Annotated in this window: 10 protein-coding genes; 2 read left to right on the plus strand and 8 right to left on the minus strand. The window is 41.5% G+C overall.

Annotated features, from left to right (window positions below; genetic code table 11):
• The gene (locus K0S23_RS11070) at positions 1–3,081 is read right to left on the minus strand and encodes a CotH kinase family protein (RefSeq protein WP_300357177.1); all 3,081 of its coding nucleotides are present in this window, start codon (positions 3,079–3,081) and stop codon (positions 1–3) included.
• Positions 3,082–3,263: 182 nt separating this feature from the next.
• On the opposite strand from K0S23_RS11070, the gene K0S23_RS11075 reads away from it, so the two are divergent.
• Positions 3,264–3,689 carry a hypothetical protein gene (locus tag K0S23_RS11075; protein WP_300357179.1) on the plus strand — a complete coding sequence of 142 codons (426 nt, stop codon included), beginning with the start codon at positions 3,264–3,266 and terminating at the stop codon, positions 3,687–3,689.
• Positions 3,690–4,418: a DUF2490 domain-containing protein gene (locus K0S23_RS11080; protein ID WP_300357181.1), complete on the plus strand. Its 729-nt coding sequence runs from the start codon at positions 3,690–3,692 to the stop codon at positions 4,416–4,418.
• Positions 4,419–4,517: 99 nt separating this feature from the next.
• On the opposite strand, the gene rodA is transcribed toward K0S23_RS11080, so the two are convergent.
• The 7 genes from rodA to K0S23_RS11115 all read right to left on the minus strand — a co-directional run bounded on the left by rodA (position 4,518) and on the right by K0S23_RS11115 (position 12,679).
• The gene (rodA, locus tag K0S23_RS11085; protein WP_300357183.1) at positions 4,518–5,915 is read right to left on the minus strand and encodes a rod shape-determining protein RodA; all 1,398 of its coding nucleotides are present in this window, start codon (positions 5,913–5,915) and stop codon (positions 4,518–4,520) included.
• Positions 5,916–7,796, minus strand: a complete 1,881-nt coding sequence (locus tag K0S23_RS11090; protein WP_300357184.1) for a penicillin-binding transpeptidase domain-containing protein — start codon at positions 7,794–7,796, stop codon at positions 5,916–5,918. It abuts the gene before it with no gap.
• Positions 7,793–8,311: a hypothetical protein gene (locus tag K0S23_RS11095; protein WP_300357187.1), complete on the minus strand. Its 519-nt coding sequence runs from the start codon at positions 8,309–8,311 to the stop codon at positions 7,793–7,795. Before K0S23_RS11095 ends, K0S23_RS11090 begins: the two co-directional genes overlap by 4 nt.
• Entirely contained in the window at positions 8,312–9,160 is an 849-nt protein-coding gene (mreC, locus tag K0S23_RS11100) for a rod shape-determining protein MreC (RefSeq protein ID WP_300357189.1), read from the minus strand.
• 65 nt (positions 9,161–9,225) lie between these two features.
• Positions 9,226–9,966: a hypothetical protein gene (locus tag K0S23_RS11105; RefSeq protein WP_300357191.1), complete on the minus strand. Its 741-nt coding sequence runs from the start codon at positions 9,964–9,966 to the stop codon at positions 9,226–9,228.
• Complete coding sequence (gene galE / locus K0S23_RS11110; RefSeq protein WP_300357193.1) at positions 9,953–10,978, minus strand: UDP-glucose 4-epimerase GalE; 1,026 nt, start codon at positions 10,976–10,978, stop codon at positions 9,953–9,955. Before galE ends, K0S23_RS11105 begins: the two co-directional genes overlap by 14 nt.
• Before the next feature lie 252 nt (positions 10,979–11,230).
• Complete coding sequence (locus tag K0S23_RS11115) at positions 11,231–12,679, minus strand: oligosaccharide flippase family protein (RefSeq protein WP_300357195.1); 1,449 nt, start codon at positions 12,677–12,679, stop codon at positions 11,231–11,233.
• Between the last annotated feature and the right edge of the window lie 7 nt (positions 12,680–12,686).

Below are 12,686 nucleotides of genomic sequence, written 5' to 3' on the forward strand. Positions count from 1 at the left end.
TTATCTTGTTACAGTGATGTTACCGGTATACTTTTCTTTTCTGCCATCCGTGAAAGTCACATCGGCCTGATAAGCATATACACCTGTATTAATTTTTACGCCATTGAAGATTCCGTCCCATTTGAAATTTACATCGGAGCTAACAACCATTCGATTCCCCCAACGGTCATAAACATACCAGGTAAATGAAAGAACATCTCTTCCTATTCTTGGAGCCAAATAATCGTTTAAGCCATCTCCATTCGGAGAGAAAGCTGTTGGCATATGGAATCCAAGGAAGCAGTTTTCTCCTACCGGATTCGGATCACATGAATCAAGCGGATCTGTTCCGTTCGCTACCTCATCTCCATCGTTGATTCCATCATCATCTGTATCCGGATTATTCGGATCGGTTCCATATTGAGCCTCAGAACCATCCAGGATACCATCGCCATCCGTATCGATATTACACTGTGGTGTTGCATTCGGCGGATCACAAGGATCCAATGGATTCGTACCATTTGTTATCTCATCACCATCATTAATTCCGTCTCCATCCGTATCCGGATTTGTAGGATTGGTACCTGCAGTTGTTTCTTCAGCATTTGTAAGTCCGTCACCATCCTGATCACAAGGTCCGGCATTTGGATTTGGAATACACGGATCCGTATTTGCAGGGTCAGTTTCATCATTCACTCCGTCACCATCCACATCAGCAGTACTTGACTCCAATCCGTCTATGATTCCGTCGCCATCAGTATCTAAAGGATTAGATGGGTCAGGACCTATTTCAGGACAATCACCTTCTCCATCTCCATCAGTATCCGGGTTATTGGGATCGGTTCCAGCAGTAACTTCGTCGGTATTTGTACAGCCGTCACCATCAAGGTCCGGATTATCTGCAATAAACACAGCTGTGATTGTCACAGGTGCAACAATATCCATAGAGTTAGTATCCTGGGCTACAGGAGCAGTTAATGTGTTCGCTGTATGTTCCCAATGCGAGAATACAAAACCGGTTAATGGCCGTGCTATTAAATTGGTTTGAATTCCTCCGAAATAATTAGCAGACCACGGATATGTAGGTGCCCAAATTGAGTTTACTTTTACCTCTCCGGAAAGAGCAGGACTAACCGTCACAACAATTGCATTCGGGCCGGTTACCTCGTAACAATCTGTCATTCCCTGATTCAAGGCAGTACATCTCAAATTTATAAAATCTCTCATCGCCTGCACATTGGTTTGCCAACCTGCAACAGATCCGCCCCATTTCGCACAATGCTGTGTCATTTCAGGTGCAATTTGATTGACCATACTGTCAAGCAGGTTAATCATATATGGACAAGAGAAGTGCGTGTTCACCAAATCAATGTATCTGGAAATGTAATATTGCTCAACAAGCGGGTTTTCATCGATTAGTTTTTCCAGGATGTCGGTATGACCTTGTCCGCCAGGGTTCGGAAGATTCTCCACATTACACGGGTCTGCATTTGCGGAAGGATCCGGAATCCCGGTAAAGTTTATATAATGTCCGAAACATGCATCCATATCCCATAGCGTATAGCGCCATTTTTTCTTGTCGCCATTCGGATCCATTCCACGCCACCAACCCGTATTCCAGTTTAACCAGTCCTGGCTAACGATATAAGAGTTCAGTACGAAATAGTCTACCAGAGACTCCCAATTCAGTAAGCTGTCTACATAATTGAAATTGGCAGCAACACCCATATTGTTTGTGTTGATATAATTTCTCAATGCATTCCAGCTAGGCTGTGCGTTCGGAGCTCCGAATTCTTCCCAGGTTCCTCCCCAGGTTTTCAGGTATTGCAGGTTAAATTTATCCTGATTATAGTAATGTTTCGTATAATCTGCATCATCTACCTTTTCACGAAGCTCGTACACTCCCCAATACTGGCCATTTAAATAAACCACACAAGGTCTCCAGGTACGTTCGTCCAGTTTCAGATCTGCACGTTGAGATAAGGTATGTACAAAAGCATCTCGGATATGTGCTCCTCCATTTTCAAAGGGATAATTATCACTTGCAGCAGGTTTTAGAATCAATCGCTGAAATTTATCACGGTTCACCGATGGAAATATCTGATGTTCAAATTCATGTTCGTAACCGTATTGGTCACGCATTATAAAATCAAAACCTCTTTGAGGATATGCCCAGGAATCGTTACCGTGCTTGTTAAACTGCCCTTCACCTTTCCCGATAAAAGACTCATCAGCTTCCCACAATTCAAAAAATCCCTGAGGTTCGATTTGACTTCCTGCCAAAAGTGTTGCTACTGAATTAGATCCTGCACCAGCAATGGATACAACCGGAACCGTATGATTCACATTAATGAAATAAGTTCCCGACATGGTAAAACTCGGTTGATCTGTGGAGAAAGCTTTTGCACGTAAAACGCTGGTAGCACTTATTGAAACCGGACCGGAATATAAAGTAGATGCTGCCGTAGGCTCAGATCCATCCGTTGTATAACGAATCGTTGCAGAACCCATAGGACAGGTTATTGTAATGTTTTGAGTTGTGGTATAAAATCCTGGTGCAACACTGAATACAGGAGTTGGAGTATAAAAATTGATACCTCCTGCATTAGCTGCCCCGGGAGTTGGAGTAAGGAAAAGTCTCCACGTTGCTGCTCCGTTTGTTTGACGACCAATTGAATGGTTTTGTTTCGTCATCTGTGTAAATTCAATAAAATCTATTGTTGTACCACCCGGACTTGTTAAAATAAACCACTCGTTAGAAGTTTGAGCCAGGTTAAAATCAGGATGTAACTGACCTCCGGAAGTTACTCCCCGTCCGCTACAGTAAACCATCAGGTAGCCGTTGGCAGGAATTGATCCGGAAGGAACTTGCCACTTTTGCGGATTATTGTCATCATCTGACAAATAATATCCTGTAAGATCCACCGCTGCAGCGCCGGTATTGTATAATTCGATCCAATCCTCGCGTTCACCGAATGCATCGGTTGGACCATTGATATTGGAACAGGAATATTCATTGATTACGACCTGAGAATTTGCTGTGCCTGACAGCAAAATAAATAAGAGGAAACAAGTCGTTTTAAAGAGAGGTAACAATTTCATGTGTAGTTTTCATTTAAAGAGTGTATAATTTTACGAATCTTTTCTGTTATAATCCAAACACTAGACGTAATTTTTCACGAAAAGTGGCGGAAAAGTTCTTTTTTATTTTGTAATTCCTTATTACATAAGTATTATTTGATTAAAATTCTCTTAATATTGCGTGTTCTATATAAACCAGAATAATGAAAAAACTAATTTTTGGAATTGTCATTCTCTCCGCAATTTCAGCATGTAAAAAAGTAGAAGGCGACGGTGGTCGCGCATCAATCAGTGGAAATGTAACTGTTAATGAACGCCTGTATATCAATGGCTTGTGTGTCGATACAGTCACTTATTCCGGTGCCGCAGAAGATTTGTATATAATTTACGGTGACGGTGATGTAATGTACGATGATAAGATCGAGGTTTCTTACGACGGCTCATTCAAGTTTGAGTTTTTACAACCGGGAACCTATACCATTTTCGGATACAGCAAGATTTTTCATCCCGGGAATAATATTCCGAATAACGACGACGATTACAACACGATGGAAGTTGTGAGTAAAACAGTAACTATCGGCAAAAAGGAAAATGCGGATATCGGAACTATTACGCTAATCAAAAACTAAATGAAGTCCTTATTTATTGCTGCCCTTTTCCTTACGCCTTGTTTCATGGCGTGGAACCAGAGCACGAGAGGTCAGTTTTGGTTTAGTGCGGGTGTAAAACGCGAGATTAAATACAATCTGGAAGCTAATTTAAATACAAATGTACGGCTGAATAATTACGGTCAGCTAGCTACTCTTTACCAGGAGGCAAGTTTAAAGTACACGAAACTGGATTGGTTAAGACCTTCCATTGAATACCGGATTATTACCGATTACGATGAACGCAGAAATTACGACAATAGCCATCGTTTGAATTTCAATGCTGATTTCCGCCATAAAGTGAAGCAACTCAAATTCGGTGCCCGTTTGCGCTATCAGATGTATATTGGCGGATATGCTACTACCGGGGGAGATCTGGATCCTGCTTTTCGAATCAAACCTCATATTGAGTGGGATAAACCGAAATCAAAAATAACTCCTGAAGCTTCCGTAGAATTTTTCTATAACCCGAATAACGGGCCTTTCGGACACACCTGGAACCGCGTTCGTTACGGATTAACCCTGAACTTCAATTTACCGGGGTCAAATGACCTGGGCTTAACCTATTATTACGGACAAAAGTTCAATACCAAGAATAACTACAACGAACACATTCTTTCTTTGGAATATACTTTTGAATGGAAAAAGGCAAAGAAGAAGAAAAAGAAAGATGACGACGAACTGGAGGAAGATATTGAGTATCCGAAATAATAAACAAGTTTAAAAGCTTAAAGGGTTCAAAAAGTTCAAGTAACTTGTTTTTAAGGAAATGATACTTTGAACATTTGAACTCTTCTGCTTTTTGATTTTTTAGAAAAGCACGTCTCTGCGCTGGCTGTCCAACTTCAATAAGATAAACAGGAGCATTGAGAAAGACATCAAAGAAGATCCTCCGTAGCTAAAGAATGGCAGTGGAATTCCAATTACGGGGGCCAAACCTATATTCATCCCGATATTGACTGCAAAGTGGTAGAAGACGATCATCGCCACACAGTAGGCATATACCCGGTTAAAAGTGGAACGCTGACGTTCGGCTATCACAATGATCCGGAACAACATCCCCATAAAGAGGCCAACAATTACCAAACTTCCCATGAAACCCCATTCTTCTGCCAACGGACAAAAAATAAAATCCGTTTCGCTTTCAGGAACATGATTTGAACGAACACTGGCCACACTCGCTTTTTTATATCCTTTTCCGAAGAGTCCGCCGGAACCAACTGCAGCCATAGCCCTGTTGCGATTATAATCCTTCCCGTCATCGTCTTTACGCAAACCGAGAACCAATTCGATCCGGTCCTTTTGGTGAGGAGCTAAGCTGGAAAAAGAAAAGTTGACTGTGGTTGAAACCGCAACTGATAAAAACCAACCTGTAACGATGATTAGAAGAACCCTTCTCTGATCACGACGAGATGAGATCCAACGCAAAATTAAATATGCGATTAGTGCAATTAAGGTAATAACAGTAATGACACCATAAAAACCGGGGATCAAAACTCCGCGCATGAAGGTGAATTCATATTTGTTCCCGCTCATCAAAAGTGTTACGATGGAAAGAAATACGACATAGAATAAAATCGGAATGAAGTGGCTTCCAACCCATGTTTCCTTAAAGCGAACTCCCGGAATTGCATTGACTAATTTCAATACCAGGGGATCAAAAGTAATTCCTTCACGGTACAGGACGAAGAAAAAGGAAGTAAACACAACAAATGTTCCCGCATCCGGCTGAAGCAAGATCATAACCATCGGCACCATAACTATTGCCAGGGCTATAAATACTGTCTGCACATTTTGGTTCTTTACATTAACCGTTGAAATGTAACGTGAGAGAACAATTGCAGTTCCAATCTTCATAAACTCGGCGGGCTGAATTCCCATGGTTCCGATTCCAAGCCAGGCCCGTGCACCATTGATCGGTGGTGTGAAGAGAACCACAACCAGCAGGGAAAAACAAAAGAGGTAAATAGGTATGGCAAATTTTCTATAGATATCCGAATCGATCAGGAAAACAAGGAACCCAAGGAAAATAGATATTCCCACCCACATAATCTGCTTTCCGTATTTCTGGGAAAAATCAAAAATATTGGGATGATCCGGATCATATGCAGCAGAGTAAACATTGGCAATCCCCATACCCAGCATAATGACTACAATTGAAAGTAACCACCAGTCTACATGCTGTGTCAGTGAATCGTCTCTTCTCATTTATTTTTTTTTCATAGGCCTTGCCTTCACATTCAATAGATTCGCTGAAACAATCATTTGCTCTTTGGCCTTGTCCTTCACTTTTCTATGAATGTATTTATCGATCATCAAACCTGCGGTAGGAGCAGCCCAAACCCCTCCGAATCCGGCATTTTCAATAAACACGGCAATTGCAATTTTCGGATTTTCCATCGGGGCAAATGCAAGAAACACCGAGTGATCTTCCCCATGCGGATTCTGTGCCGTACCTGTTTTTCCGCAAACGGTCACTCCTTCTACAACAGCGCGTTTTCCGGTTCCTCCAGGTTCGTAACATACCCTTCTCATTCCTTCAATGATCGGCTCAAAATTTTGGGAATCGATCTTTGTTTTATGCACGACTTTAAATTGAGGAAGCGGACCTTTGTTTCCGATCGACCGCACAAAATGAGGTGTGTAATACCATCCTTTATTTGCAATGATTGCAGCAATATTCGCCATTTGAAGCGGTGTCACTTTCACTTCCCCTTGTCCGATTGAAATGGAACGAATGGTAGAAAAAGCCCATGTATTATGTCCGTACCACTTATCGTAATAGGCGGAATTAGGGATCAAGCCCGATCGCATTCCGGTAACATCCGTTTCAAACTCGCTTCCCAGTCCAAAACTCATGATGTAATCATACCAAATATTCAAGCCGAGCTCAGCGTCCGCAAAAATAGATCTCTTTTTCCCCTGCTGGATGATCCGTCTCATGACATAGTAAAAATAAGGATTACAGGAGTTTTTAATTCCGTCCGGCAAGTTGTTGGCATTCGGGTGATTGTGACAGCCCACCATCGATTTCGTACAAGGAAACCCTGATTCCGGGGTAATAACACCTTCCTGCAAACCAATTAATGATTGCAACAATTTAAAAATGGATCCCGGCGGATATTCCGCAGCCAAGGGTCGCGGATACAGTGGTTTTCCTTCGTCAAGCAATAACTTGGGATAATTTTTCCCGATGTTTCTTCTTCCGACCAAAATGTTCGGGTCAAAACTTGGTGCAGAAACCAATGCCAGGATTTCACCCGTCTTTGGTTCAATTGCAACAATACATCCGCGCTTATTCTGCATCAGTTTTTCACCGTAAACCTGTAACTGGATATCCAATCCCAAATGCAAAGCCGGACCTTGTTCCGCCAAAGTATCGTACTTCCCGCCGGCATAAGATTCGATCGCATTGTTCAAGGCAGAAGTTACAATGTACTTGATTCCCTTCTGACCTCTTAATTGCTTTTCGTAGTACCGCTCAATTCCCGCCCTTCCGATCTGGTCACCCGGACGATAAAAACGGTCTTCTTCGATTTCTTCCTTGGAAACCTCATTGAGGTAACCGAATATGTTTGCACCTCCCGAATACGGGTAACTTCTCATCGATGTAAGATCCTCATAGAATCCGGGAAATTTTTCCAGGTGAGGAGCAATGCGGGTAATTTCATCAATAGTCAATTCTTTAATGAAGGGATACGGACGTTGTTTCTGATAATTTGCTTGTAATTTACCGGTATTCGGATTCCGGTATTTTCCTTCACCTTTTTTTATCTGGTAGAAACGGTCCTTGACCTCCTGTTTAGTCCATCCGACAAGTTTTGCAAATGCAACAGTATCGAAATCGTGGATGTCTTCTTCCTTCATCATCAAGTTGTAGTAACTTCTGTTGGTTACCACTTTCTTGTTGTGCCTGTCGAAAACAATCCCTCTCGGAGGTGTAATTTCTTTTCTCTTTTCTGCAATTTCCTGTGCTCTTAGTTTCCAGGAATCATCAACCACCTGCATGAAGAATAGACGGATCAGGTAAATTGACCCAACCAGTATAAAAAATACCAGGATGACATATTTCCTTCCGTCCAGATTCATCGTATTGCTTTTTTGTTAGAGATGAAGATAAATTGCACCAGCAAACTCAATAAAAAAGAGCTTGGAACACTTAATCCGATTTTAAGCAAAATCCAGATAAACTCATTTAGTTTAAACGATTCTATCGAAAAGAACCAGGTATGATGAATCAGTAGTAATGTGCCGTATGAATAAAGGAACCAGCGTCCGCCCATTGAGTAGACATTTACCGATTCCACGCTATCATAACCGTCTCTTGGTGATAGCCATTTAAAAATGATCGGTCTGAAAAAAGCCATAACAACAGCACTCGACGCGTGAAGCCCGAATGTGTTGGAAAATGAATCAATCACTAATCCAAAAGCAAAACTGGTCAGCATAAGCGGTACCGTTCCCATCTGAAAAGGCAGCATAAAAATGAACAGGGGATAAATCATGGCATACAAGCCGAGACCCGGTTCCAGGTTGTTCAGAATCAGTACTTGAAACAGTACAAATAATACGAAACGAGCGCTATTTAAAACAAAAATATTCACTTAAAAATCCTCCTCTTCTTTGTCCGGTGGAATTCTTCCTTCCAACTCTTTTAATTCATCAAGCATGACATTTTTGATCACGTAAACATGCTGAATGGTCCTGAAATCTTCTGCAATTCTAACCTGTAGGTCCCATAAAGGTTTTCCTTCGATGGATTTGCGTTTTGTAATAACCCCGACAGGAATTCCCTTCGGATAGATTCCGGATCCCCCGCGGGTAATTACTTTCGTGAATTTTTTAATGGAAATGTCGTTTGAGATTCCTGAAATCTGGCAAATCTTCGGGTTGATACCGTCCCATTTCAATAATCCGAAAGCACCGCCGTCACGCATACTTACATCCACGTTAATATTTTTGGAAAGAATGGTTTTAACCACTGAATAAGATTCCCCGACCAAGTGAACGATCCCGACAACACCTTTAGAGGATATAACCCCCCAGCCTTTCCGAATTCCATGATTTTTACCGATATCAATTGTCATGTAGTTATTGCGTTTATCATACGTGTTATTGATAACTGCAGCAGCCATGTACAAATATTGCTGACGATAATTCGTATCCTCTATCTGAATGAGTTCCCGGTCAATTTTATAGTTGGAAATCTTTAACTTTTCTCTAAGGCGCGCATTTTCCCACTCCAGCTTTCTGTTGGTTCCCTCCAGGTTGAAATGCTTGGTAAATGAATTTCTGACTTCAAAAAGTCCGCCATTGATTCTCGAAGCACTTGAAAAAACCTGAAGACGCGCAAAATCAGAGTATTGGACATAGGCCGATAGTGCTACAATTTGCAGTAACACAAAGACCAAAAAGATCTGAAATCGTTTGAAAAAAGCAATCAGATTGCGCATGTCACAAAATTAGTTAGATAAACGATTTTCCGAGAGATGAAATGAATTTTTATTTGACAATGTAATTAAAAAATTGAAAGTGATACCCCAAAAGCTAATGCATTGATTTTATCACTCTTATCCCCCTTAAATTGAGGAGCCAATGTGTAATCTGCAAACAAAGCCCAATTTCGAATACCGATACGCATATGAACGCCATAAACCAAAGGATTTCTATCCGGTAAACCGGTATCTTTTCTTCCCTTGTATTTGCCCTCGGGCCATACTTTTTGGAAAGTCTGGAGTCTGTAACCCACGGAACCGCCGAGATGCATTTTGAAATGCTGCCATTTGCGGCTTCGGAATCTGAATTCTATTGGGATTGCCAAAATATGATTCCCGAAAGTGTTTTTACGGTAATCTGCATAACTTGAATCTGCATAATAGCGGGTATAAGAATTGGTGCTATCCGCAAAGAATAATCCTTTCGGGCCGGTTTTTTGATATTTATATGCTAATCCAATTCCGAGAGAAACCGTATTCCCGTTCGTGATGGGAATGTCCCACATGGTATTGATGTTGCACCCGAAAGATCTCCATGGGTTTGACTGAATACCACCGGATTTTAATAATTGGTTATAAGTTACGTCGAGAATAAGGCGGTCGTATTTTCTCAATTTACCGGGTCTTGCCGGTCTCCAGCCTGTATTATACCAAAAAATTCCGGGGCGGTGCCGGGAAACAAGAATAGAATCCTTCCCGATGGGCTGTGCCGATCCGTGAAAAGATATCAGGAGAAAGACTGCTAATAATTTAAGAAATTTCATTTTCCAAGCGATATTGTTCCCATTTCCAGGCATCTAAAATAGCATCTTCGATGGTTCTTTCGGCATTCCAGTTTAAAAATTTCTTTGCTTTTGAAACATCTGCAAATAAAGCGTCTACATCACCGGGTCTTCTGGGTCCGAACTGATAATTCACCGGCTTCCCGGTAATCTTTTCAAATAAGCGGACTAATTCAAGAACAGAAGTTCCTTTTCCAGTACCTAAATTAAATACATCAAAATTGGAATTGAAGGAATGAGATAATGCTCTTACATGCGCCTTTGCAACATCCGTCACATGAATATAATCTCTCACACATGTTCCGTCCGGGGTATCGTAATCCTTTCCAAAGATGGTCAGTTCCTTTCTTAACCCGGCAACTGTTTGTGTGATATAAGGGAGTACATTATTCGGTGGTCCGAGTGGCAGTTCACCCAGTTTTCCGCTTGGGTGTGCTCCGATCGGATTGAAATAGCGTAAAAAGATCGGTCGCAGATCACTCTTGCCGGCAATGTCTGCCAGCATTTGTTCTCCCATCCATTTAGTCCATCCATAAGGAGAATTCGGTTTCCCTACCGACATTTGTTCTGTTAGCGGCTCCAGGCTGTTTTCCACACCATAAACCGTACACGAAGAAGAGAAAACGATCTTATTTACGCGGAACTCTTCCATACATCCCAATAAATTGATAAGCGCAACCAGGTTGTTATCGTAATAATGTAAAGGTTTTTCCACCGATTCTGCAACTGCTTTAAATGCTGCAAAATGAATCACCCCGCTTAGTTGATGTTTTGTGAAAATCGACTTCAAAAATACTTTATCACGCATATCACCCTGGTAAAAGATGCACTTCTTTCCGGTAATTAAACTGATCTGCCTGATAATTGATGAACTTGAATTGGAATAATTGTCTAAAACAATGGGGGTATAACCCAATTCAACTAACTCTACAATGGTATGCGAACCGATAAAACCCGTTCCGCCGGTAACAAGAATTTCTTTGTTTTCAATCATGCAGTGTAAAGATAAGAAAAAGCGATAGCTTTTGAAGACTGAGTCACAACAAACGTTAGTGCGGCAGTGACGAGGGATAAAGCGATAGTCCGCCGCGGTGGAAAGACTGAGTCACAACAAACGTTGCGCCTACGCTGATCGCATGTCGCCAATAGCTTTAGCGATGGCACAAGCTACTGCGTAAGCGTTAGTGCGGCAGTGACGAGGGATAAGTGATTCTCCTTATTGCCACCTCAGATAGCTTTTCTAATGTTATGCCTTTTCTCCCTTACTATTCAGCATTTTGAGTACCTGAACCAAATCAATGATCTTCAGGCCAAAAACAAGGACGATCCAAAGTGTCCCGATTCCTAAAGCGTAATATAATTGATTCCACTTAAATTTGATTTCCAGGAACATCGCCACAAGCATGAATATGCTTAAGACCATCAGCTTTAACCAGGTATTTGTTGCCAAACGGTGTTTCATTTTGTAACGGACAACCAAGTATTGGAGAATTCCCAATGTTGATTGGGCCACTAAAGAAGCAATCGCTGCGCCCACTGCACCGAAGAACGGAATTAACAGCACATTCAGAACCGACATGGTGATCAGGGAAAGAAAAGCAATCTGATTCAGGATCCGGAGTGACCCGTTGGCAGTAAGCAGGGTTCCGAAAACGACCGTAAAGCACATCGGAATAAAGGTAATGGAATGGAAGATCCAGGCATTGTAGGAATACCAATTGGCATCGTCGTACAACTTATCAAATAAGAATTCTTTAATTCCGATAGTTAGTGTGATCATCAAAACCCCTCCGGAAAACAAAATATTTAGAGCACTGGTCATAATTCCGGTTGTTGAGCCATTGTCTTTCAGTACACGTGAAAAGACAGGCAGCAAAATACTTCCGAACAGCACCGCAAACATCCAGCATGCATCGAGTAATCTGAAGCTTTGCGTATAATATGACACCTGAAAAGTTCCTTCGGGATGCAATTTTTCTAAAAACACGGCGTCTAAACGCGATGTGAGCATCATGATGATCACCAGGATCGCATAGGGGTAGGATTGCCTGAAAATAGCTTTAAAAAAATCAGAATCCCAGTGCAATCTGGGCAATGCCACGATACGCAAATAAATGATGGTTGCTACAATTAATGAAATGCTTGAAGATCCCACAAAAATGATGGTGAACCATTGCAAGGTCACAGGCTCTACAAATGTAGTATAGATCAAAATACTTCCGAAAACGAAGTAAACCGATCTTTCAACAACGGATAAAACTGCGTCCAATCCGAATTTCAATAAACCGCCTGTATAAGCCCTCACATAATTTACGGTTATGATACTTACTTGGTGCATGATCAATAAACCAAGTACCCACAACCATTCGACTGAAAATCTCAGGATAAAGAACAGGGAAACAGTCCAGACAATATAAACCAGTACTAAGATGAGACGGAAAGTAAATAAGCGATTGCTGTATTTATGGATCATGTGCGGATGTTGTGCGATCATCCGGGTCATGAAATTGGTGATTCCCATATCCAGCAGCATGGAGAATAAGAAAGTGAAATTGAGCATGGTTTGAAAAATGCCGTACGAATCGAGACCCAATTCGTTTTGCATTTTAATATCCACCATGAAAATGGTAGCGGGTTTAACCAGTAAATTCAACAACAGCGTAATGCCTAATCCTCTTAAAAACAGTTTTTGCATTAGCGGT

Source organism: Fluviicola sp., from assembly GCF_029266855.1.
GTDB lineage: Bacteria > Bacteroidota > Bacteroidia > Flavobacteriales_D > Crocinitomicaceae > Fluviicola.

What these genes read in the sequence shown, in the direction of transcription:
- K0S23_RS11070 (WP_300357177.1), bottom strand. Translation starts at nt 3,081, where the DNA reads ATGAAATTGTTACCTCTCTTTAAAACGACTTGTTTCCTCTTATTTATT.
- K0S23_RS11075 (WP_300357179.1), top strand. Translation starts at nt 3,264, where the DNA reads ATGAAAAAACTAATTTTTGGAATTGTCATTCTCTCCGCAATTTCAGCA.
- K0S23_RS11080 (WP_300357181.1), top strand. Translation starts at nt 3,690, where the DNA reads ATGAAGTCCTTATTTATTGCTGCCCTTTTCCTTACGCCTTGTTTCATG.
- rodA (WP_300357183.1), bottom strand. Translation starts at nt 5,915, where the DNA reads ATGAGAAGAGACGATTCACTGACACAGCATGTAGACTGGTGGTTACTT.
- K0S23_RS11090 (WP_300357184.1), bottom strand. Translation starts at nt 7,796, where the DNA reads ATGAATCTGGACGGAAGGAAATATGTCATCCTGGTATTTTTTATACTG.
- mreC (WP_300357189.1), bottom strand. Translation starts at nt 9,160, where the DNA reads ATGCGCAATCTGATTGCTTTTTTCAAACGATTTCAGATCTTTTTGGTC.
- K0S23_RS11105 (WP_300357191.1), bottom strand. Translation starts at nt 9,966, where the DNA reads ATGAAATTTCTTAAATTATTAGCAGTCTTTCTCCTGATATCTTTTCAC.
- galE (WP_300357193.1), bottom strand. Translation starts at nt 10,978, where the DNA reads ATGATTGAAAACAAAGAAATTCTTGTTACCGGCGGAACGGGTTTTATC.
- K0S23_RS11115 (WP_300357195.1), bottom strand. Translation starts at nt 12,679, where the DNA reads ATGCAAAAACTGTTTTTAAGAGGATTAGGCATTACGCTGTTGTTGAAT.